Below are 25,208 nucleotides of genomic sequence, written 5' to 3'. Positions count from 1 at the left end.
CGCATGAATCCGGACCCGGTGTGGAAGGACACCCGGGTGAGATTCAGCCTCAGCGTGGTCGACGGGACCTCCGACCGCCAGCACGACGTCCTCGTCGACGCCGACCCCCACAGCACGGTCGCCGAGCTCCTCCCGGTCCTGCTCCGCACCCTCGGTGTCGAGATGCACGAGTCGTTCGCCCGGCAGACGGCGGTGTACGTCGACGGCGGGCGGGTCGACAACGACCTCACCCTCCGCGACGCCGGCCTGCGCCCGGGCGCGGTGGTCGCCCTGCACGAGCCGACCGGCGCGACCGGCGCCCTGCCGCGCGGGGTGGTCGAGGTCCGGGTCGTCTCCGGCCCCGGCGCCGGCCGCGTGCACCGCCTCGGCATCGGCGAGCACCCCCTGGGCAACGGAGCCGCCGGCATGTCCCTGCCCGACCTGCTGCTCCCGACCGAGGCGCTCACCATCCGGGTCACGACGGCCGCCGAGGTCGAGGTCGTCGCGTGCGACCTCCCGGTGACCGTCGACGGCCGCCGGCCGGGCGATCCGGACCCGGCGGCGGACGACCCGAGCGCGGACGAGACCGAGGTCGACCACGACGACCCGGACTTCCTCGACTCGCTGCCGGACGCCGCACTCACCCGGCGGGAGCGCCGGCAGAAGCGGCGCCGTGCCAAGGCCCGACAGCGGGCGAGGAGCCGGGGCGCCGCACCGGAGGAGCCCGCCGAGATCGTGTGGCCCGAGGGCGCGGACCTGCGGATCGGCGACACGCTGCTCCAATGGCGCCAGGTCTGGGTGCCCGACGCCGACATCAGCCCGAGCGAGGAGCTGCTCGGCATCGACTTCAACCGGCCGCCACGGATGCTGCGCGCCGACCGCGAGCGCTCCTTCGTCATCCCCCAGGAGCCGAAGGCGCCGCGCCGGGCGACGCTGCCGTGGCCGCTCATCATCGCCCCGCTCCTCATGGCCGGCCCAATGGCCCTCTTCTTCGGTCCCCGGTTCCTGCTCTTCGCCCTGCTCTCGCCGTTCATGGCCCTCTTCAACTTCGTCGCCCAGCGCCGCGGCACCGTGCGCGACTACCGCGACCGGCTGGTCGAGTACCGCCACGAGCTCCGCTCGGTACGCCACCGGCTGGCCGTCGCCGAGGGGCTCGAGCGCGACGAGCTGCGCCAGGACCACCCGGACCCGGCCGCCGTGCTGCTCGAGGCGGTCGGGCCCGGCCAGCGGCTGTGGATGCGGCGCCGCCCCGACCCCGACTACCTCACCCTCCGGGTGGGGGTCGCCGACCGCCCGTCGGCGCTGGCGGTCCGGGACAAGTCGGTCAAGGAGACCGACGCCCCCCGGGAGCCCAACGTGCTCCACGACGTCCCGGTCTCGATCTCGGTGCGCGACGTCCCCATCATCGGCGCCTGCGGCGACCAGGCCGGCGTCGACGCCGTGGCGCGCTGGTTCCTCGGCCAGGCCGCCGTGCTGCACTCGCCGACCGACCTGCGTCTCTTCGTCCTGACCGGTGCCGACCGCGAGGACCAGTGGGGCTGGCTGCGCTGGCTCCCGCACTGCCGCGTCGAGGGCGAGCCGGTCGGCGCGCTCATCGGCACCGACCAGGACTCGATCTCGCGCCGGGTCGGCGAGCTCGGCCAGCTGCTCGCCCAGCGGACCCAGGCCGCCGGCCCGGCGGCCGCGGTGCGCAAGGCGCTCCCGCCCGGCCCCGACGTGCTGGTCGTCCTCGACGGGGCGCGCCGGCTGCGCACCCTGCCCGGGGTGGTCAGCCTGCTGCGCGACGGCCCGGCCGTCGGCATCCACCTGCTCTGCCTCGACGAGGACCAGCGCTCGCTGCCCGAGGAGTGTGCGGCGGTGCTCGACCTGCGCGAGGGCGTGGTCGAGCTGCGCCGTACCGGCAGCGAGGCGGTGGCCCGGATCCGGCCCGACCTGGTGGAGCCCGCGTGGGGCGAGCTCGTCGGGCGCGCCCTCGCACCGGTGCGCGACACCACGCCGAGCGTCGAGTCGTCGGGGCTGCCGTCGTCGGCGCGGCTGCTGGAGGTCCTCGGGCTGGAGGAACCGACCGACGAGCTGGTGGCGCGCCGGTGGGGTCCCGAGGCCCGCACCGACGTCGTGATCGGCGTCGGCTTCGACGGCCCGTTCCGCCTCGACATCCGCAAGGACGGCCCCCACGCCCTGATCGCCGGTACGACGGGCTCCGGCAAGTCCGAGCTGCTGCAGACCCTCGTCGCCTCCCTGGCGCTGGCGAACAGTCCCGAGCAGCTCACCTTCGTGCTGGTCGACTACAAGGGCGGCTCGGCGTTCAAGGACTGCGCGCAGCTGCCGCACACGGTCGGCATGGTGACCGACCTCGACACCCACCTGGTCAGCCGGGCGCTGACGTCCCTCGGCGCGGAGCTGCGGCGCCGCGAGCACCTGCTGGCGGGGCCGGGTGCGAAGGACCTGGAGGACTACTGGGCGATGCAGCGGCGCGACCCGTCGCTGCCGGTGATCCCGCGGCTGGCGATCGTCATCGACGAGTTCGCGAGCCTGAAGGCCGAGCTGCCCGACTTCGTGACCGGCCTGGTCACCATCGCGCAGCGCGGTCGCTCGCTGGGCATCCACCTGGTGCTGGCGACCCAGCGACCCTCCGGCGTCATCTCCAACGACATCCGGGCCAACACCAACCTGCGGATCGCGCTGCGGGTCACCGACGAGTCGGAGTCGCGCGACGTGATCGACGCGAGCGAGTCGGCGACCATCGGGCCGGACCAGCCCGGTCGGGGCTACGCCCGGCTCGGCCACTCCTCGCTGCTGCCGTTCCAGTCCGGCCGGGTCGGCGGGGCACGACCGCGCGTCGGCGCGACCGAGCTCCTCGCGCGGGAGGCACCGCTGGCCTGGCCGATCGGCTGGTCCGTGGTCGGGCACCCGGCGCCCGGCCGGCCGAAGGCCGCAGGCAGCGACACCGACGAGGGCGACACCGACCTGTCGGTGCTGGTGGAGGCCGTCAACGGCGCCGCCGAGCGGCTCCGGATCCCGGCCCAGCACTCGCCGTGGCTGCCCGAGCTGCCCGCACCGGTCCGGCTCGACGAGCTCCGCGCACGCGACGGCGACGCGGGCGACGGCGTACGCGTGACCGGGTGGTCGACCCCCTGGGTGCTCGAGGACCACCCGGCCGACCAGGCCCAGCGGACCCGCCAGTTCGCGCTCGGCACCTCCGGCCACCTGTACGTCGTCGGCGGCGCGCGCTCGGGGCGCTCCACCGCCCTGCGCACGATCGCTGCGGGCCTCGCCGAGGTGACCACCTCCCGCGACCTGCACGTCTACGGCCTCGACTGCGGCAACGGGGCGCTGCTCCCGCTGACCGCGCTCCCCCACACCGGGGCCGTGGTGCAGCGCACCGAGGTGGAGCGAGCCGGCCGGCTGCTGGACCGGCTCGGCGACGAGGTGAAGCGCCGCCAGGACGTCCTGGGCCGGTCGGGCTTCGCCGACATCGACGAGCAGCGCGCGGCCGCGGCCCCCGACGAGCGCCTCCCGTACGTCGTCCTGCTGATCGACCGCTGGGAGGGCTTCGTGTCCGACCTGGCGGAGGTCGACATGGGCCGGCTCAACGACCGGGTCTTCTCGCTGCTGCGCGAGGGGGCCAGCGTCGGCATCCAGCTCGTCGTCACCGGCGACCGCTCGCTGCTGAGCGGCCGGGTGGCCGCGCTGGTGGAGCACAAGCTGATGCTGCGACTCCCCGACCGCTCCGACTACTCCAGCGCCGGCCTCCGGCCGAAGGACGTGCCGGAGAACCTCGCCGACGGGCGCGGCCTGTGGGGCGAGTCGGGCATCGAGGCCCAGGTCGCCGTCCTCACCGACGACGTGTCGGGGGCGGCGCAGAGCGCGTACGTCCGCGATCTCGGCGCGACCCTGACGGACCGGGAGGCGGCGCTCCCGCCCGCACCATCCGGCCTCCGTCCGGTGCGGCTGGCTGCGCTCCCCGCGGAGATCGGCGCCGCCGAGACCCTCGCGGCGCGCGCCGCGGCCGTGCCCGCGGGGTACGTGCCGCTCGGCGTCGGCGGCGACCTCCTGGAGCTGCTGAGCGTCGAGGCGGCCAGCTCCCCGGCCCTGGTGGTCGGCCCCCCGCGCAGCGGCCGCACCAGCACGCTGCTCTTCCTGCTCCGCTGGGCGGAGGCGACCGGTCGCGACGTCCTGGGGCTGACCCCGGTCGCCAACGCCCTCAGCGCGGCGCTGGGCGAGCGCGCGGTCGTCGGGACCGAGGCCGAGCCGACGGCGGTGGTCGAGCGGCTGCGTGGCCTCACCGACGGCTCCGTCGTGCTCATCGACGACGGCGAGGCGCTCCGCGAGGGTCCGCTCGCCCCGGTGCTGCTCGCCGTGGTGCGCCAGGCGCGCGAGCGTGGGTTCACCGTGGTGGTCGCGGGCGGCATCACCGAGCTCGGATCGGGCTTCTCGGGGTGGATCACCGAGGCGCGCAAGGGTCGCAAGGGCCTGCTGCTCTCCCCCCAGGAGGCCCTGCAGGCCGACATCTTCGGCGGCCGGGTCGCGCGGACCTCCCTGGTCGCGCGGGTGCAGCCCGGTCGCGGCGTGCTCTTCCCGGGCAACGGCGACCAGATCGGCGTCCAGGTGCCGCTCGCGGGCTGAGGGTCCCCGGACACGCAGACGCCACGAGGCCCGGCCCCCCGAGAGGGAGCCGGGCCTCGTGCGGTCATCGACCCGAGGAGGCGCGTCGCCGCGCCCAGGTCAGCGGGTCACTTGATGGTGTACGCCGCGTCGATCTCCGCGAAGGCGCCGGAGGCCTTGGTGAGGTACGTCGCCATCTCCTCGAGGAGGCCGACGCTCTTCATGTTGGCGGCGTTCCACTCCTCGTAGGTGCCGTTGAAGGAGTCACCGGCGACGGACTTGAAGCCACCGCTCTCGCGGAGGTTGTCGACCTGGCCCTTGGCCGTCGTCAGGATCTGCTCGACCTGGTTCTTGATGTCGGCCAGGTTCTTGGCCTGGGTCTCGATATCACCGTGGGATACGGAAATCTTGCCGTCGGACATGCGTCACTCCTCGAGATGATGTGGTGCCTGGACAAACCCCGTTCTGCCCGGTCGGCACCACGCCAAACCTCAGCCGATGCGGTCGATCACCAGCGGCGTCGGGGTGTACGACGAGCCGTCGGGCGCGACGTCGTACCCACCCTCGAGGGCGGCGAGGGCCCGGTCGAAGCGCTGGGGCTCGTCCGTGCACAGGGTCAGCAGCGGCTGACCCTCGCTCACCCGGTCTCCGGGCCGGGCGTGCCAGCGGACTCCGGCCGCCGCCTGCACCGGGTCCTCCTTGCGGGCACGGCCCGCGCCGAGGCGCCAGGCGGCCAGGCCGACGGCCATCGCGTCGAGCCGGGTCAGCACCCCGGTGGCCGGTGCGGTGACGACGTGGGTCTCGCGCGCGGTGGGGAGCGTGGCCCTGGGGTCCCCGCCCTGGGCGCGGATCATCGCCGTCCAGGCGTCCATCGCGGAGCCGTCGGCGAGCCGGTCGGCCGGGTCGACGTCGGTGACGCCCGCGCCGGCGAGCATCTCGCGGGCCAGGGCCAGGGTGAGCTCGACGACGTCGGCGGGACCGCCGCCCGCCAGCACCTCGACGGACTCCTCGACCTCCAGGGCGTTGCCGGCGGTGAGCCCGAGCGGGGTGGACATGTCGGTGAGGAGCGCGACGGTGTGGACGCCGGCGTCCTGGCCCAGGGCGACCATCGTCTCGGCCAGCTCCCGCGCGCGGGCCTCGTCCTTCATGAACGCCCCGGACCCGACCTTCACGTCGAGGACCAGCGCACCGGTCCCCTCGGCGATCTTCTTGCTCATGATCGAGGAGGCGATCAGCGGGATGGCCTCGACGGTGCCGGTGACGTCGCGCAGGGCGTACAGCTTCTTGTCGGCCGGCGCGAGGCCGTCCCCGGCGGCGCAGATCACCGCGCCGACGTCCTCGAGCTGCGCGAACAGCTCCTCGTTGCTGAGCGCGGCCCGCCAGCCGGGGATCGCCTCCAGCTTGTCGAGGGTGCCGCCGGTGTGGCCGAGCCCCCGCCCGGACAGCTGGGGTACGGCGACGCCGCACGCGGCGACCAGCGGTGCGAGCGGCAGCGTGATCTTGTCGCCGACCCCGCCCGTGGAGTGCTTGTCGGCGGTCGGGCGGGACAGACCCGAGAAGTCCATCCGCTCGCCCGAGGCGATCATCGCGCCCGTCCAGCGCGAGATCTCGCGCCGGTCCATGCCGTTGAGCAGGATGGCCATCGCCAGCGCCGACATCTGCTCGTCGGCGACCTCGCCGCGGGTGTAGGCGTCGATGACCCAGTCGATCTGGCTGTCGGACAGCGCGCCGCCGTCCCGCTTGGCGAGGATCACCTCGACCGCATCGTGGAGTGTCACCGCGTCAGGCTAACCGGGATCCTCAGCGCTCCAGCGCCTCGGGACCGAAGGCCTGCGGCAGCACCTGGTCCATCGGCAGGACCCCGGCGGGGGTCCAGACGAGCAGCGCCGCCCCGCCGTGCTCCCACAGCAGCTGACGGCACCGGCCGCACGGCATGATCACGTCGTCGTCGCCGTTGACGCACACGAAGTGGGTCAGCCGGCCGGCCCCGCCCGCGACCAGCGACGACACCAGGCCGCACTCGGCGCACAGGGTGACGCCGTACCCGGCGTTCTCGACGTTGCAGCCGACGACGACCCGGCCGTCGTCCACGAGCGCGGCTGCGCCCACGGGGAAGCCGCTGTACGGCGCGTAGGCGCGCTTCGCGACCTCGATCGCGGCCGCGCGCAGGTCCGTCCACGGCGCCTGGTCCACCTCGGCCATCCGGCCCCCTTTCGTCCGTGCCGACCCTGCCACAGACAGCAGAACCGCCGGTGCGAAGGTCCCAAGTCGATAACCCTTTCGTCTCCGATCCCCGGAGTTGCCCCGCGGAACCGCCGAACGCACTACGGTGCCGGTCGTCGCCCCCAGAGGCGGGGCAAGGACTTGGAGGCAGATGTGAAGAAGATGCGGAAGGCCATCGTCGGCGGTATCGCCGTCCTGGCGGCGTCCAGCGCGCTGGTCGCGTGTGGAGACGCCCCTGACGAGTCGGGTTCGGGTGGGTCCGAGGCCAAGAGCGACTTCCTCCCGTGCATCGTCTCCGACGCCGGCGGCTTCGACGACAAGTCGTTCAACCAGCTGGGCTACGAGGGCGTCCAGGCGGCGGCCGAGGAGCTCAACGCCGACTTCAAGGGCGTCGAGTCCAACAGCGAGAACGACTACGGCCCCAACCTGGAGAGCCTGGTCTCCGAGGGCTGCGACATCATCGTCTCCGTCGGCTTCGCCCTCTCCGCGGCCACCGTGGAGTCCGCCACCGCGAACCCCGACCTCCACTACGCGCTGATCGACGACGCGGCCGACAACGACTTCGACGGTGAGAAGGACGCCGAGAACGTCAAGCCGCTCCTCTACGACACCGCGCAGGCGGCGTTCATGGCCGGCTACGCGGCCGCCGACTTCACCAAGACCGGCACCGTCGGCACGTACGGCGGCCAGCCGTTCCCGACCGTGACGATCTTCATGGACGGCTTCCGCCAGGGCGTCGAGTACTACAACGCCCAGAAGGGCAAGAAGGTCAAGGTCGTCGGCTGGGACGGGGAGAACGGCACCTTCACCGGCGGCTTCGAGGCCAACGAGAAGGCCACCAACGCCGCTCAGCAGCTGCTCGACCAGGACGCCGACGTGCTGCTGCCCGTCGGTGGCCCGATCTACGAAGGCGCGCTGACCGCGATCGCCGACTCGGGCGCCGACGCCGTGATGATCGGCACCGACGCCGACGTGTTCGAGTCCGACCCGCGCACCCAGGAGGTCATCCTGACCTCGGTCCTCAAGGGCATGGACATCTCCACCAAGGAGGTCGTGCTCGCGGCCGCCGACGACAACTTCGACGGCGAGCCGTACATCGGCACGCTCGAGAACGACGGCGTCGGCATCGCCCCGTTCCACAACTTCGAGGGTGAGGTCTCGGAGACCCTCCAGGGCGAGCTCGACGAGATCAAGGCCGGCATCATCGACGGCTCGATCCCGGTGGAGTCCTACCTCAGCAAGTGACACCTCCGCGAAGGGAGGTCGACCGGCTCCGGCCGGTCGGCCTCCCTTCCGCGTCGATGCGGCCCACGCGCCCTCGACGTACCCCCGTCGTCTCCTCCTAGGATCGCTCCATGCAACTGGCTCTGCGCAACGTGACCAAGCGCTTCGGCAGCCTCGTCGCCAACGACCGCATCTCCCTGACCGTCGACCAGGGCGAGATCCACTGCCTGCTGGGTGAGAACGGCGCGGGCAAGTCGACCCTGATGAACGTGCTCTACGGGCTCTACCAGGCCGACGAGGGCGAGATCGTCGTCGACGGCGAGGTGATGAGCTTCGCCAACCCGGGCGACGCGATCGCCGCGGGCATCGGCATGGTGCACCAGCACTTCATGCTCGTCCCGGTCTTCACGGTCGCCGAGAACGTCATGCTCGGCAACGAGCAGACCGGCTTCGCCGGCTCCCTCGACCTCGACGCGGCCCGCGAGCGGGTCCGGGAGATCTCGGCGCGGTTCGGCTTCCACGTCAACCCGGACGCCGTCGTCGAGGACCTCCCCGTCGGCGTCCAGCAGCGCGTCGAGATCATCAAGGCGCTCTCCCGCGACGCCAAGATCCTGGTCTTCGACGAGCCGACCGCCGTCCTGACGCCCCAGGAGACCGACGAGCTGATGCAGACCATGCGCCAGCTCCGCGAGTCCGGGGCCGCCATCGTCTTCATCACCCACAAGCTCCGCGAGGTCCGCGAAGTCGCCGACCGGATCACCGTGATCCGCCGCGGCAAGGTCGTCGGCGAGGCCGAGCCGACGGCCAGCAACGCCGAGCTCGCCTCCCTCATGGTCGGCCGTCCGGTCGAGCTGACCGTCCACAAGGAGCCGCCGACCCTCGGCGAGGACGCGCTCGTCGTCAGCGGCCTGACGGTCGCCGACAGCAGCGGCCTGGTCCACGTCGACGACGTCAGCTTCACCATCCGCCGCGGCGAGGTGCTCGCGGTCGCGGGCGTCCAGGGCAACGGCCAGACCGAGCTCACCGAGGCGCTGCTCGGTCTGCAGGAGCACGTGCTCGGCTCGATCAGGCTCGACGGCAAGGAGCTCACCGGACGCTCGGTCCGCAAGATCCTCGACGCCGGGGTGGGCTTCGTCCCCGAGGACCGGCAGGTCGACGGCCTGGTCGGCGAGTTCACGATCGCCGAGAACCTCATGCTCGACCGCAGCTTCGCCCCGCCCTTCGTCCGCAACGGCACCCTGCAGGTCGGCACTCGCGACACCTTCGCGCGCGAGAAGCTGGAGGAGTACGACGTCCGCGCCCCCGGCATCACCACGCTCGCGAGTCAGCTGTCCGGCGGCAACCAGCAGAAGGTCGTCGTCGCCCGGGAGCTCTCCCGCGACCTGCGGCTGCTGGTGGCCGCCCAACCCACTCGCGGCGTGGACGTGGGCTCCATCGAGTTCATCCACCAGCAGATCGTGGCGACCCGCGACGCGGGCGTCCCCGTGCTGGTCGTCTCCACCGAGCTCGACGAGGTCGTGGCGCTCGCCGACCGGATCATGGTGCTCTACCGCGGCCAGGTCGTCGGCATCGTGCCGGCCGACACCCCACGCGATGTGCTCGGCCTGATGATGACCGGAGAACGACCCGCAGGAGCAGTGGCATGACGCACGCCGACGAACAGCCCACCGAGGTGGAGACGCAGGCGTCCCCGCCGCCGGGCAGCGAGGACTCCCCGCCGGAGGCCGGGCGGTGGCACGAGACGCTGCGCTCGATCACCACCGGCAACGCGATGGTGGCCTTCCTCTCCGTGCTGCTCGCCGTCCTGGTCGGGTCGATCATGATCCTGGCCACGGACGAGGAGGTCCGCAGCGCGGCCGGCTACATCACCGCCCGCCCGGGCGACTTCTTCTCCGCCGCCCGCGAGGCCATCACCGGTGCGTACGGCGCCCTCTTCCGCGGGTCGATCTACAACACCCGGGCCGAGGACTTCCAGACCGGCATCCGGCCGCTGACCGAGACGCTGAAGTTCGCCGCGCCGCTGATCACCGCCGGCCTCGGTGTCGGCCTCGCGTTCCGCGCAGGCCTGTTCAACATCGGCGGCCGGGGCCAGATGCTGCTCGCCGGCGGCGCCGCGGGCTGGGTCGGCACCCAGGTCGACCTGCCGTTCCCGCTGCACCTGGTGGTCGCCGTCGCGGCCGGCATGCTCGCCGGAGCGCTCTGGGCGGGCCTCGCCGGCCTGCTGAAGGCCCGCACCGGCGCCCACGAGGTGATCGTCACGATCATGCTCAACTACGTCGGCTTCTACCTGGTCTTCTACGCCCTCTCCACCCAGGGCATTCTCCAGGCGCCCGGCTCGATCAACCCGAAGTCGCTGCCGATGGACGACAGCGCGGTGCTGCCGAAGCTGGCGGGCGACCGCTACAACCTGCACCTCGGCTTCCTGCTGGCCCTGGTCGCCGTGGTGGTCGTGTGGTGGCTGCTGAGCCGATCCTCGCTCGGCTACCGCTTCCGCGCCGTCGGCGTGAACCCGCACGCCGCGCGCACGGCCGGCATCGACGTCGGTCGCACCTACGTGATCGTGATGCTCATCGCCGGCTCGCTGGTGGGTCTCGCCGGCGCCAACCAGGTGCTCGGCACGGTCACCAGCGGCGTCACCGTCGACCTCGACGCCGGCATCGGCTTCGACGCCATCACCGTGGCGCTGCTCGGCCGGTCCAGGCCGTTCGGGATCCTCGCCGCCGGGCTGCTGTTCGGCGCGTTCAAGGCCGGCGGCTTCTCGATGCAGGCCTCGGAGGGGATCCCCGTCGACATCGTCCTGGTCATCCAGTCGCTCATCGTGCTGTTCATCGCGGCGCCGCCCCTGGTGCGCGCCGTCTTCCGGCTGCCCGCGAAGGAGGCCAAGTGAGCACGACCACCCCGTCGGTCCCCGCCCCGGGAGTCACCGACCAGCCCCAGGTCATCACCCTGGTCAGCAAGAAGGTCCCGGTCCTGTACGCCGTGCTGACCCTCGGGCTGGCCGCGGCGGTGGGCTTCAGCTCGCAGTCCGGTGACACCACCTTCCGGCTGGCCACCCGCCACGACGTCTACAAGCTGCCGGCCGTCACCGTCCCGGCCGAGGCGACCGCCTGGGTCATGGTGGCGCTGATGGCGCTGTGCACGGCCGAGTCGGCGCGCCGCTACGTCGCGAAGCGGACCACTCCGCTCTGGCTGACCGCCGTCTTCTCGGTGATCGGCATGATCGGCTTCCTGACCTGGGCCGCGGCGGGCGGGACGCTCCCGGTCGTCGGTCTGCTGGCCGGCGCGCTGGCCCTCGCCGTACCGCTCGTCTTCGGAGCCCTCGGTGGAGTCCTCGGTGAGCGGGCCGGCGTGGTCAACATCGCGATCGACGGCCAGCTCCTCGCCGGGGCCTTCGCCGCGGCGGTCGTCGGCTCCGTGGTCGGCTCCGCGTGGGCCGGCGTGCTGGGTGCGATGGCGGCCGGCGCCCTGGTCGCGCTGATCCTCGGGATCTTCGCCATCACCTACTTCGTCGACCAGGTCATCGTCGGCGTGGTCCTCAACGTGCTGGTCATCGGCGTCACCAGCTTCATGTTCTCGCAGGTGCTGGCCCCCAACACCGCGGACCTGAACAGCCCGCCACGGCTGGGTCCGGTCGCGATCCCGGTGCTGGGTGACATCCCCGTGATCGGCCCGATCTTCTTCCGGCAGTCGCCCCTCGTCTACCTGCTCTACGTCGCCGTCGTGGTCGTCGCGTGGGCGCTCTACCGCACCCGGTGGGGCCTGCGGGTGCGCGCGGTCGGCGAGCACCCGAAGGCGGCGGACACGGTCGGCATCAACGTCCTGCGCACCCGCTACCGCACGGTGCTCATCGCGGGCGCGATCGCGGGGGCCGGCGGGGCCTTCTACACCCTCGTCTCGGTCCAGCAGTTCAACCGCGAGATGACCGGCGGCGCGGGCTACATCGCCCTGGCCGCCGTCATCTTCGGCAAGTGGGACCCGATCCGGGCGACGCTGGCGGCCCTGCTCTTCGGCTTCGCCTCCAACCTGCAGGGCGTGCTCTCGGTGATCGGTTCGCCGGTGCCGAGTGAGTTCATGCTGATGCTCCCGTACGTCGTGACGATCTTCGCCGTCGCCGGGCTGGTCGGGCGCTCCCGCGGTCCGGCCGCGGTCGGCGTGCCGTACCGAAAAGGCTAGGCGGGCAGCAGCGACGACAGACGCACCGAGGGGGCGTGACCGTGACGGTCACGCCCCCTCGGTGCGTCGGGAGTCGGATCAGCCGACCGCGTTCACCAGCGCCTGCGACTCGGCCACCGGGATGTACGTCGTGGCGCCGCGCGTCTTGTCCTCCAGCGTGTCCGCGTCGCCCTGGTTGGAGGTCCAGGTCGCCTGCCAGACCGCGGAGGCCTCGACCGGGAAGCCCGAGGGGTAGCCCCACGACGCACGACCGAAGGAGAGCGTGCACGCCGCGTCCTCGGACGCGCCGGGGGCGTACGCCCGGCGGGCCTGCTCGGCGTCGCAGCGGGTGGTGCCGGCCGGGGAGGTCACCGACAGCCCGTCGGTGGTGGCCACGACGGTCACGCTGACCGGGCCGGCGGTCGCGGTCACCGACCGCTCCCCCACCGCCGCGACGTCGTCGACCCACATCCAGGTCGCGAGGTTGACCAGCGAGGCGTTCGCGACGTTGCCGATCTTGGGGTTCCAGTCCAGCGTCGGCTCGACGAGGTCCATCACCTCGTAGGCGTACTCGGCGAGGATCAACGGGTCGACCACCGGCTCGGGCTGCTGCCCGGTGGGGAACCAGTCGTAGGTGACCAGGATCGGACCCTCCCGGCCGGGCTGGGTGCCGCTGCCGCACCCCGCCGCGTCGAGGGCCGCGGCCTGCTCGTACCCGTCTCCGCCGGGGACGGCGCCCTGGTTGATCCGCAGGCGGTACCAGGTGATGTCCTCCCCGCGGGCGTGCGCCTTGATCGCCTGCTCGAAGCGCTCGTAGTGCACCGACTGGGTGCCCTCGGCCGCGTGCCCCGTGAGGTAGGGCCGCAGCTCCTCGTCCCAGTACTTCTGCACCGCCTCCGGATCGTCGGGGTCGACGTCCCACGAGGTGCTGATCGGCTCCCACCAGCACAGCGGCGGCGGCCCGGGAACCGAAGCCCGCAGGGCCTGGCTCACGTGGCCGGTGACCGTCACGTGGGTGGCTCCGGCGCCGTACCCGCCGTCGGTGTCGGTGCCACCGCCTCCTCCGAGGTCGGCCGCGGCGGGTCCGGCCGTCAGCGCGACGGTCAGGGTGGAGGCGACGACGGCGGCGGCAGCGCCGCAGGTCAGCGATATGCGCACGGGGCGTCCTTGTCCGTGATGATCTGCTCGGTCAGGCGCCAGTCGGGGCCCTCCCGGCGCAGGGTGTCCTTGGTGGTCAGGAAGGCCGACGGCTGCTCGACCGCCTTGCCGTCGGCGTCGACGTCGATGGTGGTGTTGCGCATGCAACCGATCACGGTGGCGGTGTCGCCGGCGACCTTGATGCTGGTGGTCGCGGCGATCACGCCGCCGGTCTGGCGGTGGCCCTCGGCCTTCAGCTCGGCGGCGTACTCGAGCGGTCCGCTCGCGGCGGCGTCGTCGGCGAGGGCGTACACCGCGTCGCGGTCGACCTCTCCGGTGGCGTACATCTCGATCAGCTCGGTCCAGTACGCGAACCAGACGTCCTCGACGGCCCGCTGCTCGGCGCCCTTCGCGGCGGAGAGCCCCCGTGTCACCTCGCCGTCGACCGGGTCCTCCGGGATCGGGCCGTCGTCGACGGGCGTGGTGGGCTCCGGGGTGGCGGTGGGCGTCGGCTCGTCGAGGCTCAGCTGCTCCGGCTCGCTCCCGCCGTCGTCACCACAGGCCGTCAGGGCGAGGACCCCTACGCTCAGCAGGGCAGCCAGTCGGCCGGCCATCATCAACTGCACTCCTCGTCACTCACGGTCACTCGCGCCGACGACCGGGAGTGGGACCCCGGTCGCCTCCCCCTCCTTCCCGGGCTGGTCGGGGTCAAAACACCCCGGGTCGGCCCGGTCAGTCGTCGCCGGGGAGGCTGGGGACCGGGCGCTCGCCGTACCTCCGGGTCAGCTCGGCCTCGTCGGTGCGGACGCTGAGGGCGACGTCGTCGGACTCGGCCCGCTCGAGATCCTCGACCGAGGCGCTGATCGCCAGCAGGGGCGTCACCTCGGAGCCCCAGACGGCCCGCACGGCCGAGTCCAGCACCGCGGGGAGGTCGCAGCCACGGCAGTCGACCCGGACCGACGCCTTGGCCTCGTTCCCGGCGTCGTCGACGTAGGTGGCGCGTACGCCGGTGACGCCGTCCTCGGCAGCGAGCTGCTCGGCCACGCGGTCGAGGATCTCCTGGTTCGCCCCCGCCTGCTCCGGAGAGGCGGCCGGGCCGCAGGCCGAGAGGGCGACGGCCACCACGACCGTGGGGAGGAGCCGCCTCACCCGCGTGCCATGTGGAACGTCCAGGCCGTCGAGCCGCCGCCCGGGTGGAGCCCCGAGAGCCGGTCCAGCGCGTCGCGGACGGCCGGGTCGTCGGACGCCTCGAGGTCGTCGACCATCGGCCGGTAGAGCTCGGTCATGGAGTGGTTGCCCGCGACCGATCCCGTCTGCACCTCGGTGACGATCGTGGTGTGCCGGGCGTCGTCGCCGTACGCCTCCCCGTCGAGGCGCGGCACGATGTCGTACTCGTTGACCAGGGAGAGCACCGAGACGTCGTCGGGCAGCTCGACGTGGTCGACCGGCGAGCCCGCCGTGACGACGTTGTCGATCCGGTAGGACCGGCCGCCCTCGCCGTGCGAGACGGCCTCGGCGACCCGGGCCGCGACGATGCCGCCCTGGCTGTGCCCGAGCAGGTTCACGGGCGCATCGGGCGGGATGCCCGCCTCGCGCATCGCGCGGAGGACCGCCTCGACGTAGGCGTTGTCGGCCCCGGCGACCCCGGCGAAGTTGGTGCCGAGGTTCTGGACGAGGCCGCTGTCGGTGAGCTCGTCCGGCAGGCCGGGGGTGCCGGCGGGGAACGGGCCGTCGAAGGCCTTGGTGCCGGGCAGGTAGACGTTGTAGACCTCGTGCGGCGGCGTGCCGACGCGCTCGATCTTGAACGCGTCGGGCTGGTCGGCCATCTCGTCGAGCTTGCGCATCGCGTCGGCGAGGCTCGCCGGGGCGACCTCCTCGTCCTGCTCGGACGTCAGCCCGCCCAGGTCCTGGTCGTAGAGGAGGGCAAGCAGTGCGGCGCCCTGCTCGGCGTCAGCAGGGAAGCCGACCCCGGGCATGAAGAAGTCGAGCAGTCCGGGCGTGCTCGCGACCACCTCCTCCAGCACGTCGGGGTGCTCGAGCAGCCACCGGCTCGGGTCCTCGAAGAAGTCGCCCTGCCACAGGGCCAGCGCGGTCACCGCCGCGGTCGGCAGCGGCGCCGTCGTGAGGCCGAGCCCGAAGACCAGGCCCTGGGTGTGCTGGCGGACGTCGACGAGGTACTCCAGCGCGCGGTCGGTCGTGGCCAGGGCCGCGGCCTTGGCCTGCAGGAAGGAGCCCGTCGCGGTCATCCGCACCGCGTTCGCGCTGAGGCCGCCCGGGCCGTCGAGCGCGCCGAGCAACCCGCTCTCGAAGGTCGCGAACGTCGCGGGGGCGAGGACCGCGCTGCTGAGCAGGTTGGCGTCGAGGACGTACTTGTGGGTGGCCAGCGCGGTCTCGCCGACGTTCCAGCCCTTGCTGCGGATCAGGCCCCCGGCGGCGTCCATGTCCTCCAGGTCGGCCTCCACCCCGTGGCTGCCGCCGACGACGGTGTAGTCGCGGTCGCTCACGCCCAGGCCCCCTCGATCAGGGTCGCCAGCCGGGGCACCAAGTCGCCACGCTCGCAGGGCTCCAGGCGCACCCGGGGCGTCCCGTCGTCGCCCCGATGCGTGCGGGCACCCCACCAGCCGTGCTGGTCGAGGAACCACACGAGCATCCCGGGCAGCCGGTCGGGCACGCTCGGGAGGACGGTGACGTGCAGGACGCCCTGGACGCTGCCGCTCCACTCCTGCAGCAGGGGGACGACGTCGGTGTCGACCCCGAGCAGGCCGGCGAGCTCGGGATGCAGTGCCGGGTCGCCCGCGGCGGCGGGCAGCGTGCTCAGCGCCTCCAGCGGGACCTCCACCGGCCGGCGGTCGCCGCCCGGGCCCGGGTCGGGCAGCGCGGCCAGGAGCTCGGTGCCGATCGAGCGGGCGTCGTACAGGGACAGCACGGCGTCGGCCCGGTCGCGCACCAGCGACCCGCCGACCGCGGCGTCGACCCAGTGGTAGCCGAGCAGGTCGAGGCCGGTTCCGGCCAGCGAGATCCGCACCCTCCGGGGCGCCGCCACCAGGCCGGCGACATTGGCCGCGACGGCGGGAGTGACCCCGTGGTCGTCGAGCACGCCGTGGCCGTGCAGCGCGATTCCGGCCTCGGCGAGCAGCAGGTCGAGGTCGACGCCGGCGAGCGCGGCGACGGTCGGCGACGGCTCCGGCACCAGGTCAGCCGGCAGCCGCAGGTCGCCGGACTCCACCAGGGCGCGGTCCAGGGCGCTCAGCCCCGGCAGGCCGAGCCGCACGCGGCGAGGGGCGGCGACGGGCCGCCGCTCGCCGAGCCGGATCACAGCCATCCGGTCACCCTGTCCCACGCCTCCTCGGCCTTGTCGTGGCCCCACTCGAAGGCCCCCTGGGTCTCGTCCCAGGCCTCCTCGGCCGTGTCCCGGATCCTGTCGACCATGTCGTGCATCCACGCGATTCGGTCCCGGACGGCCCGGGCGTGGGCGCGCAGGTCGTCGGCCGCGTCGTTGAGCTGCTGGGCGTTGCCCTCGAGGTCCTCGCACAGTCCCGAGCACCGCTCGCGGTAGCGGTCCGCGCCCGCCGAGTGCCACGCCACGAGGCCGACCTCGGAGCGGAAGGCGCGGGTCTGCTCCCGCACCTCCTCCGCCCGTCCGTCGAGCTTCGCGGCGAGGTCCTCCAGCGCACCCGGATCCGCCAGTCCCATGGCCGCGTCCTGCCCGTGACCCCCTCCGGTCAAACCTGGATCGGGCGTGCTCCGGCCGGCGCGTCAGTCCTCCGCGAGGGCTCCCAGCACGGCACCGGCGAGCACCCGCGCACCGATCCCGATCGCCCGCTCGTCGATGCGCAGGTTGCCCTGGTGCAGGTCGTACGTCGGGCCGTCCGGGGTGCGGGTGCCGAGCCGCATCATGGCTCCGGGGACCTGGTCGAGGTACCACCCGAAGTCCTCGCCGCCGAGGCTCTGCGGGGCGACGACCTGGCCCCGCTCGCCGAGCACGTCGAGCACCGCCCGGGCGAGGATCCGGTTGGACACGGGCTCGTTGACGACCGGCGGGACGCCGCGCTGATAGTCGACGTGGGCGGTCACGCCGTACGGGCTCACCAGCTCGGGGACCAGCTCGCGTACCAGCTTCTCGCAGTCGGCCCAGGCGACGGCGTCGAGGATCCGCACCGTGCCCGCGACCAGACCCTGGTCGGGGATGACGTTCGGGGCGGAGCCGGCGTTCACGCTCCCCCAGACCACGCTGACCCCGGCCCGCGGGTCCATCCGCCGCGACAGCACGGCCGGGAGCTCGGTGATCACCTTCGCGAGCGCGAAGGTGAGGTCGCCGGTGAGGTGCGGCCGGGAGGTGTGCCCGCCGCGGCCCTCGAGGCGTACCTCGACCCGGTCGGCGGCGCTGGTCAGCGGGCCGAGGCGCAGCCCCACCTGGCCGACGTCGACGCCCGGGTCGCAGTGCAGGGCGAAGATCCGCTCGACGTCGTCGAGGGCGCCCAGCCCCATCAGGTAGACGGCGCCGCCGGGCATGACCTCCTCGGCGGGCTGGAAGAACAGCCGTACCCGGCCGTCGAGCAGCCCGCGGGCGTCGGCCTCGGCCAGCGCGAGGGCCGCGCCGACCAGGGCCGTCGTGTGCACGTCGTGCCCGCAGGCGTGGGCGACTCCGGCGACGGTGCTGCTCCACGGGTCGTCGGTCGCGTCCTGAACGGGCAGCGCGTCGATGTCGGCCCGCAGCGCGACGACGCGGGCTCCCGCACCGAGCTCGGCGACGAGCCCGGTGCGGGGCAGCCGGGTGACCCGCCAGCCGGCCTCCTCCAGACGCCGGGCGACCAGCCGGGTGGTGCGCACCTCGTCCCACGAGAGCTCGGGATGGGCGTGCAGGTCGCGGCGCAGTCCCACCAGCTCGGCGTCGTGCTTCTCCACGACGCCGGCCAGGAGCGAGGAGGTCGGTTCGTCCGCAGGCATCGTGAGCGAGGTTAGTTCACGACGGCCCCCGACGGTCCCTGCCGTCCATCAGTGCGCGGGTCAGCGCCGCCAGCGCTCGACCTTCCCGGCCGGCGCGGTGCCCGGCTCCAGGCCGCTCAGCACGCCGGTCGTGGCGTAGATCCCCCGAGGCGTCCACTCCACGTCACCGGGCATCATCGCCTTGCGGACCGGACGCGCCCGCTTCGAGCCCTTCTTGATCTCGACGACCGAGCCGGCGAACAGCTGGGCGACGTACACGCTGCCCTTCGAGGAGACGGCGAGCCCGGTGGCGCTGGTCAGGCCGCCGGCCACCTTCCTCGCCCGCGGGCGCTTGGCGGCCGGGTCGATCCGGTAGACGGCGGCGTGGCCGGCCATGGTGCCGTCCTCGGGACCGCCCGGCAGCGTGGAGACGTACAGGTCGCCGTCGCGCGCGACCTCGACGTCGGTGGGGACCGACTCGAAGTGGTACGTCCTCCCCACCGCGCAGGCGGGCAGGCCCATCGAGGTCGCCACGGTGGACGTGATCTTGACGGGCACCGGCGGCAGCACGGCCACGGTGGTGACCTTGCGGCCCCGGACGCGGAACACGGCGTTGGCCGCGGCGTCCGCGACGTACACCGCGCGGCGGGTGGTGGCGGTGGCGTACGGGTGCGACTCGACGATGCCGCGGTACGTCGCCGGCAGGCCCTCGGCCGGGAACTGCGCGGCGCAGTCCGCCGCCAGGCCGCGGATGCCGTAGGTCACGCCGCGGTCGGGGTTCCGCTTGCGCTCGAACGCGTCGAGGTCGGCGAGCGTGCGGACCCTGCCCTTGGCGGAGCGCTGCAGGACGGCGGTCTGGCCGGTACCGCTGGTCGTCGCGAAGGTGACGACACCGGCGCGCTCGGACACCGCGCCGACCTCGTCGCCGGGCGTCTTCGCGGTGAAGATCGTGCGCGCCTTCCGGCCCGGCCGCTGCGCGTGCAGACTGCCGGCGAAGTTCTGCGAGTAGTAGACGGTGCCGTTCTCGGCGACGGCCAGGCTCAACGGGCTGAGCAGTCCCTTCGCGACGGCCTTCTCGGCCGGCTCCGTCCCGGGCGGGGCCGCGACGGCGGACGTGGCCGCGCCGAGCAGGGCGAGGACGGTCAGGCCGCCGACGGCGACGGCGAGGGGCGAACGGGTGGTGTGACGCATGGGTGGTGCCTCCAGTCGTGGGTGAACACGAGGAGGCTCCCGGTCCCGGTGTCCCGGGCGACAGGGTGCCGTGTCCCGGCCGACCCGGGAGCTGGGTGCGGCGAGGTGCGGCTCAGCGCTCGTCGTACGCCGCGAGGATCCGGTCGGCGGCGACGGGGGCCGGGAGGTCGCCGGAGAGTACGTCGGCGCGGACCCGGTCGCGGATCGCGCGCACGGCGGGCGAGTGCCGCAGCCGCTGGTCGAGCTCGTCGCGCACGAGGGCCCAGGTGAAGTCGAGCTGCTGGCCGGCGCGCTTCGCGGCGAGGCCGTCGGTGCCGAGGTGATCGCGGTGCGCGAGGACCCGGTCCCACAGGTCGTCGACACCCACGTCGGTGAGGCCGGAGCAGGTGACGACCGGCGGCGCCCACTCGTCGTGGCCGCGGACCAGCCGCAGCGCGCCCGCCAGCTCGCGGGCGGCGGCGCGGGCCTCCTGCTCCCGGTCGCCGTCGGCCTTGTTGACCGCGATCACGTCGGCGATCTCGAGGATGCCCTTCTTGATGCCCTGCAGCTGGTCGCCGGTGCGGGCCAGGGTCAGGAACAGGAAGGTGTCGACCATCCCGGCCACGGTCACCTCGGACTGGCCGACACCGACGGTCTCGACGAGCACGACGTCGTACGACGCCGCCTCGAGGACCGACATCGCCTGGACCGTCGCGCGGGCGACGCCGCCGAGGGTGCCCGCGCTCGGCGAGGGCCGGATGAAGGCCGACGGGTCGACGCTCAGCCGCGCCATCCGGGTCTTGTCGCCGAGCACCGAGCCGCCGGTGCGGACGCTCGACGGGTCGACCGCGAGCACCCCGACCCGGTGGCCGGCGGCGGTCAGCCGGCTGCCGAGGGCCTCGATGAAGGTCGACTTCCCGACACCGGGCACGCCCGAGACGCCGACCCGGGTCGCCGGCGAGTGGACGCCGGCGTCGCCGGACTCGGCGAGCCGGGTGAGCAGCTCGCGGGCGCGCTCGCGGTGCTGCGGGCGGGAGGACTCGACCAGCGTGATCGCCTGCGAGACCGCCGCCCGACGCCCCGCGCGGACTCCCTCGAGAAGCTGGTCGACGTCAGGCGGGGGCATCGTGCCCGAGCTGCTCGCGCAGCGCGGCCAGCAGGTCGAGGGCCGACTCCGCGATGACCGTGCCGGGCAGGAACACCGCGGCGGCGCCCATCTCCCGCAGGGTCGGTACGTCGTCGGGCGGGATCACGCCGCCGATCACGATCATGATGTCGGGACGTCCCTGCTCGGCCAGCGCCTGCTTCAGCGCGGGCAGCAGCGCGAGGTGGCCCGCCGCGAGCGAGCTGACCCCGACGATGTGCACGTCGGCGTCGACCGCCTGCTGGGCGACCTCCTCGGGCGTCGAGAACAGCGGCCCCACGTCGACGTCGAAGCCGAGGTCGGCGAAGGCCGAGACGACGACCTTCTGGCCGCGGTCGTGGCCGTCCTGGCCCATCTTGGCCACCAGGATCCGGGGGCGGCGGCCCTCGGACTCCTCGAACTCGTCCGTGGCGTCGAGGACCTGCTGGACCAGGGTGCCGTCGCCCTCGCCGGCGGTGTCGCGGTACACGCCGCTGATCGTACGGATGACCGCCTGGTGGCGGCCGTAGACCTTCTCCAGCGCGTCCGAGATCTCGCCGACCGTCGCCTTGGCGCGGGCCGCGTCGACGGCCAGCGCGAGCAGGTTGCCGTCGAGCGAGCCCCGCTCGGAGCCGCGCTCGGCGCTGTTGGTCAGCGCCTCGAGGCTGCGGCGTACCTCGTCGTCGTCGCGCTCGGCGCGCAGCCGCTCCAGCTTGGCGATCTGCTGGCGGTAGACGTCGTCGTTGTCGACGCGGAGCACGTCGAGCTTGTCCTCGGCCGCGAGCCGGAAGGTGTTGACGCCGATGACCTTCTGCGCACCCGAGTCGATCCGGGCCTGGGTGCGGGCCGCGGCCTCCTCGATGCGCATCTTCGGGATGCCCTGCTCGATGGCCTTCGCCATCCCGCCGGCCTGCTCGGCCTCCTGGATGTGCGCCCAGGCCCGCTCGGCGAGGTCGTGGGTGAGCCGCTCGACGTAGTAGGAGCCGGCCCACGGGTCGATGGTGCCCGTCGTCCCGCTCTCCTGCTGCAGCAGCAGCTGGGTGTTGCGGGCGATCCGCGCCGAGAAGTCGGTCGGCAGCGCGATCGCCTCGTCGAGGGCGTTGGTGTGCAGCGACTGGGTGTGGCCCTGAGTCGCGGCCATCGCCTCGATCGCGGTGCGCCCGACGTTGTTGAACACGTCCTGCGCGGTGAGCGACCAGCCGGAGGTCTGGCTGTGCGTGCGCAGGCTGAGCGACTTGGGGTTCTGCGGGTCGAACTGGCGGACCAGCCGGCTCCACAGCGCCCGCGCCGCCCGCATCTTGGCGATCTCCATGTAGAAGTTCATGCCGATGGCCCAGAAGAAGCTGAGCCGCGGCGCGAACTGGTCGATCGTCATGCCGGTCTCGAGGCCCGCGCGGATGTACTCGACGCCGTCCGCGAGGGTGTACGCCAGCTCCAGGTCGGCCGTCGCCCCGGCCTCCTGGATGTGGTAGCCGGAGATCGAGATCGAGTTGAAGCGCGGCATCTTCGCGGCGGTGTAGCTGAAGATGTCGGAGATGATCCGCATGCTCGGGGCGGGCGGGTAGATGTAGGTGTTGCGGACCATGAACTCCTTGAGGATGTCGTTCTGGATGGTCCCCGCGAGCTGCTCCGGCTTCACCCCCTGCTCCTCGGCCGCCGCGATGTAGAGCGCGAGGACCGGCAGCACCGCGCCGTTCATCGTCATCGACACCGACATCTCGTCGAGCGGGATGCCGTCGAAGAGGGTCCGCGCGTCGTAGATGGAGTCGATGGCCACGCCCGCCATGCCGACGTCGCCGCGCACCCGGGGGTGGTCGGAGTCGTAGCCGCGGTGGGTGGCCAGGTCGAAGGCGACCGAGAGGCCCTTCTGCCCGGCCGCGAGGTTGCGGCGGTAGAAGGCGTTGGACTCCTCGGCGGTCGAGAACCCGGCGTACTGGCGGACGGTCCAGGGCTGGGTGGTGTACATCGTCGGGTACGGCCCGCGCAGGAACGGGCTCAGGCCCGGCCAGGTGTCGAGCGCGTCGAGGCCCGCGAGGTCGCTCGCGTCGTACGACGGCTTGATCTCGATGCCCTCGGGGGACATCCACGGCTCGGCCGCGACGGCCTCGCCGGTCGGGACGGCGCCGCCGCCCAGCGACAGGCCGGAGAAGGACTTCGGAACGCTCATGCCAGCTGCTCCCTGATGCGGGTGAGGAACGCGAGGGCGTCGACGCCCGTCGCGCAGGAGTCGTCGGTGCCTTCCATCGGCTTCCCCGCGACCACGACGTACGACGCTCCGGCGGACCGCAGCGCCTCGGCGGCGGCCTGGCCCCACTCGGCGTACGCCGCGTCGGAGCCGGCGAGGCAGACGACCTGCTGCCCGGCGTACGCCGCGACCAGGTCGTCAGCTCCCTTCGTGGCACCGGCGACGTCGACCGCGACGCCGCCCGCGGCGAACAGGTTGCTCGCGAAGGTGGCCCGGGCGGTGTGCTGGGCGATCGGGCCGAGCGTCGCCAGGAAGACGTGGGTGGCGGGCGGGGTGTCGCGCATCGCCTCGAAGCTGGCGCCGTAGGAGCGGACGCCGGCCCAGGCGCCGTCGTCCTCGCGCTCAGGCAGCGTCTCCGCGAGGTTCGGGAACTCCGACAGGCCGGTGAGCGGGCGCTTGCGCTTCGCGACCTCGGCCTCGCGGCGCTCGACGGTCGCGGAGATCTCGGCGTCGAGGTCGGCGCCGTCCTCCAGACGACCGAACAGGTCCCAGGCGGCGCGGGCGAGGTCGTCGGTGAGCTTCTCGACGGCGTACGAGCCGCCGGCCGGGTCCGCCACCTTCGCGACGTGCGACTCGTCGACGAGCAGGTGCGAGGTGTTGCGCGCGATCCGGCGGCCGAAGCCGTCGGGGCGGCCGAGCGGGCTGTCGAACGGCAGCACGGTGACCGCGTCCGCTCCCCCGACGCCGGCGGCGAACGCGGCGACGGTGGTGCGCAGCATGTTCACGTAGGGGTCGTAGCGGGTCATCATCGGCTTGCTGGTGACGACGTGCTGGCGCATCGTGCCCGTCGCCTGCGACAGCTCCAGGACGCGCGCCCAGAGCCGGCGGGCGGCCCGGAGCTTGGCGATGGTCGGGAACTGCTCGTCGGTCGCGGCGTACCGGAACTCGATGAGCGCGGCGGCCTCGGCCACCGGGACCCCGGCGTCGGCGAGGGCGCGCAGCGCACCCACCCCGACCCTCAGCGAGTGCGCGAGCTCCTGGACGTCGGAGGCGCCGCGGTCGTGCACGGCGGTGCCGTCGACCACCAGGGCGAGGGTGCCGGCCTCGCGGGCGAGGCTCGCGGCGGCGACGAGTACGTCGGTGGCGGCCGTCGCGTCGACGCCGAGGTTGGTGCCGGCGGCGAGCTCGCGGCCGGCGGCGTACTCGACGAACGCGCGGGCGGCGTCGAGCGGGGCGTCGATGGCGTCGAGGACGACCGGGGCGAGGTCGAGGAGGACCCCGTCGAGAACCGTGGCGAGGTCGGAGCCGTCGGTCTCGACCCACAGCGAGCTCACGCCGCCATCGAGGTCGACGAGGACCGCCTCGTTGACCGCCTTCGCCGCGCCCGCGCCATGGTGCGCGCGGATGTCCCAGGCGCCGGTGCGAGCCGGGCGGCCGCTGGTCACCAGGTCGTCGAGGAGCTCGGGGGTGCCGAGCGGCGTGACGGCGATGCCGTCCAGGGTGGTGCGGGCCAGCTTCTCCCACACGACGCTGTCGGGGGCGTCGTCGCCGATCCGCCGCGACTTGCGGAGCACGGCCGCGGTCGCCGCCTCCCACTCCTCGCGGGTGTGCCGGTCCTCGGGAGCCGCCAGGTCGAGCGAACCCTGCGCGGGCTCGAGCTCCTCGGGCTCCGGGAGCCCACCTTCCACCTCGGTCATGGAGGGCACCTTAGGAGCGTTGGGTGAGGTCGGCCACGAAGTGTGACTTTTTCGATCCGGGGTGCGGGGCGCCGGGCTGGGATGTCGGGGGGCCGGGCTGGGTTGTCCGGGGGCCGCAATTGCAGCCGTTGGACAGGTCGCGGGCGGTGGAACATGTCCGGAGGCCGCAATTGCAGCCGTTGGGCAGGCAGCCGGAGGGCCACCCCTATCCTCCGCCTCGTGAAGGTGCGCGATCCACAGGGACAGACGTGGCGGGTGACCCGACGCTGGGTGCCGTGGCGACGGCGGCTCAAGGGCACGCTCGACGCGATGCCGAGTCTGCCCAGCTCGGGACTCGGGGACGACCCGGTCAGCGCGATCATCGGCATCGTCCTGCTGATCCTGCTGCTGCCGTTCCTGCTGCTCGCGCTCGTCGCCGGGTTGGAGCTACTGCTCCTGCTGCTGGTCCTGCCGTTCGCCGTGCTCGGCCGGGTGCTGTTCGGGCGGCACTGGACCATCGAGGCGCGGCGGGGATTCCGGCCGTGGTGGGAGGAGCAGGTCGGCGACTGGCAGGCCGCCGGCGTACGGATCCACGAGGTGGCCGAGGAGATCCGGCACGGGCACGCTCCCGAGCGCACCATCGGCGTGAACCGCTAGCGCCGCTAGGTGTACCCGGCCATCAGGTTGGTGACAGTCGGCTGGTTGGGGGCTTGCCTCCGAGGGCGCTGTGGCGGCGTTCAGTGTTGTAGTGCTCGAGCCAGGGTGCAAGGGCAGCGGCGCGGGCAGTGTTGCTGGTGAAGACCTGCCG

21 protein-coding genes are annotated in these 25,208 nt (G+C 73.2%); 6 read left to right on the top strand and 15 right to left on the bottom strand.

The window, feature by feature from the left end; genetic code table 11:
• The first annotated feature begins 36 nt into the window (after positions 1–36).
• Complete coding sequence (locus VMF51_RS25395; protein WP_325477283.1) at positions 37–4,605, top strand: FtsK/SpoIIIE domain-containing protein; 4,569 nt, start codon at positions 37–39, stop codon at positions 4,603–4,605.
• Positions 4,606–4,712: 107 nt separating this feature from the next.
• Here the strand turns inward: VMF51_RS25395 and VMF51_RS25390 are convergent, their stop codons facing one another.
• The 3 genes from VMF51_RS25390 to VMF51_RS25380 form a co-directional block, all read right to left on the bottom strand.
• Positions 4,713–5,006, bottom strand: coding sequence for a WXG100 family type VII secretion target (locus VMF51_RS25390; protein ID WP_325477282.1), 294 nt, complete (start codon positions 5,004–5,006; stop codon positions 4,713–4,715).
• A 69-nt stretch (positions 5,007–5,075) separates the two neighbouring features.
• Positions 5,076–6,362 (bottom strand): thymidine phosphorylase, encoded by a 1,287-nt coding sequence (locus tag VMF51_RS25385; protein ID WP_325477281.1) that lies wholly within the window; start codon positions 6,360–6,362, stop codon positions 5,076–5,078.
• Between the two features lie 22 nt (positions 6,363–6,384).
• Positions 6,385–6,786 carry a cytidine deaminase gene (locus tag VMF51_RS25380; protein ID WP_325477280.1) on the bottom strand — a complete coding sequence of 134 codons (402 nt, stop codon included), beginning with the start codon at positions 6,784–6,786 and terminating at the stop codon, positions 6,385–6,387.
• 183 nt (positions 6,787–6,969) lie between these two features.
• Between VMF51_RS25380 and VMF51_RS25375 the strand changes: the two genes are divergently transcribed.
• The 4 genes from VMF51_RS25375 (at position 6,970) to VMF51_RS25360 (ending at position 12,204) form a co-directional block, all read left to right on the top strand.
• On the top strand, positions 6,970–8,052 hold the full coding sequence (locus VMF51_RS25375; RefSeq protein WP_325477327.1) for a BMP family ABC transporter substrate-binding protein: 1,083 nt from the start codon (positions 6,970–6,972) through the stop codon (positions 8,050–8,052).
• A gap of 110 nt (positions 8,053–8,162) precedes the next feature.
• Positions 8,163–9,677, top strand: a complete 1,515-nt coding sequence (locus VMF51_RS25370) for an ABC transporter ATP-binding protein (protein ID WP_325477279.1) — start codon at positions 8,163–8,165, stop codon at positions 9,675–9,677.
• Complete coding sequence (locus VMF51_RS25365) at positions 9,674–10,918, top strand: ABC transporter permease (RefSeq protein WP_325477278.1); 1,245 nt, start codon at positions 9,674–9,676, stop codon at positions 10,916–10,918. The genes VMF51_RS25370 and VMF51_RS25365 overlap by 4 nt, the downstream gene beginning before the upstream one ends.
• Positions 10,915–12,204 (top strand): ABC transporter permease, encoded by a 1,290-nt coding sequence (locus tag VMF51_RS25360; protein ID WP_325477277.1) that lies wholly within the window; start codon positions 10,915–10,917, stop codon positions 12,202–12,204. Before VMF51_RS25365 ends, VMF51_RS25360 begins: the two co-directional genes overlap by 4 nt.
• Before the next feature lie 78 nt (positions 12,205–12,282).
• On the opposite strand, the gene VMF51_RS25355 is transcribed toward VMF51_RS25360, so the two are convergent.
• The 11 genes from VMF51_RS25355 to VMF51_RS25305 all read right to left on the bottom strand — a co-directional run bounded on the left by VMF51_RS25355 (position 12,283) and on the right by VMF51_RS25305 (position 24,421).
• Entirely contained in the window at positions 12,283–13,341 is a 1,059-nt protein-coding gene (locus VMF51_RS25355) for a hypothetical protein (RefSeq protein WP_325477276.1), read from the bottom strand.
• Complete coding sequence (locus VMF51_RS25350) at positions 13,326–13,937, bottom strand: hypothetical protein (protein WP_325477275.1); 612 nt, start codon at positions 13,935–13,937, stop codon at positions 13,326–13,328. Before VMF51_RS25350 ends, VMF51_RS25355 begins: the two co-directional genes overlap by 16 nt.
• A 115-nt stretch (positions 13,938–14,052) precedes the next feature.
• Complete coding sequence (locus tag VMF51_RS25345; protein WP_325477274.1) at positions 14,053–14,469, bottom strand: hypothetical protein; 417 nt, start codon at positions 14,467–14,469, stop codon at positions 14,053–14,055.
• Positions 14,466–15,824 (bottom strand): alpha/beta hydrolase, encoded by a 1,359-nt coding sequence (locus VMF51_RS25340; protein ID WP_325477273.1) that lies wholly within the window; start codon positions 15,822–15,824, stop codon positions 14,466–14,468. The genes VMF51_RS25345 and VMF51_RS25340 overlap by 4 nt, the downstream gene beginning before the upstream one ends.
• Complete coding sequence (locus tag VMF51_RS25335) at positions 15,821–16,642, bottom strand: hypothetical protein (protein WP_325477272.1); 822 nt, start codon at positions 16,640–16,642, stop codon at positions 15,821–15,823. Before VMF51_RS25335 ends, VMF51_RS25340 begins: the two co-directional genes overlap by 4 nt.
• A complete protein-coding gene (locus tag VMF51_RS25330) occupies positions 16,633–17,013 on the bottom strand; it encodes a hypothetical protein (RefSeq protein ID WP_325477271.1) in 381 nt (126 codons plus the stop codon). The genes VMF51_RS25335 and VMF51_RS25330 overlap by 10 nt, the downstream gene beginning before the upstream one ends.
• A 63-nt stretch (positions 17,014–17,076) precedes the next feature.
• Complete coding sequence (locus VMF51_RS25325) at positions 17,077–18,267, bottom strand: amidohydrolase (RefSeq protein WP_325477270.1); 1,191 nt, start codon at positions 18,265–18,267, stop codon at positions 17,077–17,079.
• A gap of 60 nt (positions 18,268–18,327) precedes the next feature.
• Positions 18,328–19,437 (bottom strand): ScyD/ScyE family protein, encoded by a 1,110-nt coding sequence (locus VMF51_RS25320; RefSeq protein WP_325477269.1) that lies wholly within the window; start codon positions 19,435–19,437, stop codon positions 18,328–18,330.
• Positions 19,438–19,549: 112 nt separating this feature from the next.
• Complete coding sequence (meaB, locus tag VMF51_RS25315) at positions 19,550–20,542, bottom strand: methylmalonyl Co-A mutase-associated GTPase MeaB (protein ID WP_325477268.1); 993 nt, start codon at positions 20,540–20,542, stop codon at positions 19,550–19,552.
• The gene (gene scpA, locus VMF51_RS25310; RefSeq protein WP_325477267.1) at positions 20,529–22,706 is read right to left on the bottom strand and encodes a methylmalonyl-CoA mutase; all 2,178 of its coding nucleotides are present in this window, start codon (positions 22,704–22,706) and stop codon (positions 20,529–20,531) included. The genes meaB and scpA overlap by 14 nt, the downstream gene beginning before the upstream one ends.
• Positions 22,703–24,421, bottom strand: a complete 1,719-nt coding sequence (locus VMF51_RS25305) for a methylmalonyl-CoA mutase family protein (RefSeq protein WP_325477266.1) — start codon at positions 24,419–24,421, stop codon at positions 22,703–22,705. Before VMF51_RS25305 ends, scpA begins: the two co-directional genes overlap by 4 nt.
• A 219-nt stretch (positions 24,422–24,640) precedes the next feature.
• On the opposite strand from VMF51_RS25305, the gene VMF51_RS25300 reads away from it, so the two are divergent.
• Positions 24,641–25,057, top strand: coding sequence for a hypothetical protein (locus VMF51_RS25300; RefSeq protein WP_325477265.1), 417 nt, complete (start codon positions 24,641–24,643; stop codon positions 25,055–25,057).
• Positions 25,058–25,079: 22 nt separating this feature from the next.
• Here VMF51_RS25300 and VMF51_RS25295 read toward each other — a convergent pair.
• On the bottom strand, positions 25,080–25,208 hold a 129-nt coding region (locus VMF51_RS25295; protein WP_325476236.1), incomplete at its 5' end, for an integrase core domain-containing protein.

The sequence above is a fragment of the Nocardioides sp. genome, from assembly GCF_035503875.1.
Taxonomy (GTDB): Bacteria; Actinomycetota; Actinomycetes; order Propionibacteriales; family Nocardioidaceae; genus Nocardioides.
This window is presented reverse-complemented; position numbering and strand designations above follow the sequence as displayed.

What these genes read in the sequence shown, in the direction of transcription:
- VMF51_RS25330 (WP_325477271.1), bottom strand. Translation starts at nt 17,013, where the DNA reads ATGGGACTGGCGGATCCGGGTGCGCTGGAGGACCTCGCCGCGAAGCTC.
- VMF51_RS25335 (WP_325477272.1), bottom strand. Translation starts at nt 16,642, where the DNA reads ATGGCTGTGATCCGGCTCGGCGAGCGGCGGCCCGTCGCCGCCCCTCGC.
- VMF51_RS25320 (WP_325477269.1), bottom strand. Translation starts at nt 19,437, where the DNA reads ATGCGTCACACCACCCGTTCGCCCCTCGCCGTCGCCGTCGGCGGCCTG.
- meaB (WP_325477268.1), bottom strand. Translation starts at nt 20,542, where the DNA reads ATGCCCCCGCCTGACGTCGACCAGCTTCTCGAGGGAGTCCGCGCGGGG.
- VMF51_RS25390 (WP_325477282.1), bottom strand. Translation starts at nt 5,006, where the DNA reads ATGTCCGACGGCAAGATTTCCGTATCCCACGGTGATATCGAGACCCAG.
- VMF51_RS25350 (WP_325477275.1), bottom strand. Translation starts at nt 13,937, where the DNA reads ATGATGGCCGGCCGACTGGCTGCCCTGCTGAGCGTAGGGGTCCTCGCC.
- VMF51_RS25365 (WP_325477278.1), top strand. Translation starts at nt 9,674, where the DNA reads ATGACGCACGCCGACGAACAGCCCACCGAGGTGGAGACGCAGGCGTCC.
- scpA (WP_325477267.1), bottom strand. Translation starts at nt 22,706, where the DNA reads ATGAGCGTTCCGAAGTCCTTCTCCGGCCTGTCGCTGGGCGGCGGCGCC.
- VMF51_RS25370 (WP_325477279.1), top strand. Translation starts at nt 8,163, where the DNA reads ATGCAACTGGCTCTGCGCAACGTGACCAAGCGCTTCGGCAGCCTCGTC.
- VMF51_RS25380 (WP_325477280.1), bottom strand. Translation starts at nt 6,786, where the DNA reads ATGGCCGAGGTGGACCAGGCGCCGTGGACGGACCTGCGCGCGGCCGCG.
- VMF51_RS25375 (WP_325477327.1), top strand. Translation starts at nt 6,970, where the DNA reads ATGCGGAAGGCCATCGTCGGCGGTATCGCCGTCCTGGCGGCGTCCAGC.
- VMF51_RS25325 (WP_325477270.1), bottom strand. Translation starts at nt 18,267, where the DNA reads ATGCCTGCGGACGAACCGACCTCCTCGCTCCTGGCCGGCGTCGTGGAG.
- VMF51_RS25305 (WP_325477266.1), bottom strand. Translation starts at nt 24,421, where the DNA reads ATGACCGAGGTGGAAGGTGGGCTCCCGGAGCCCGAGGAGCTCGAGCCC.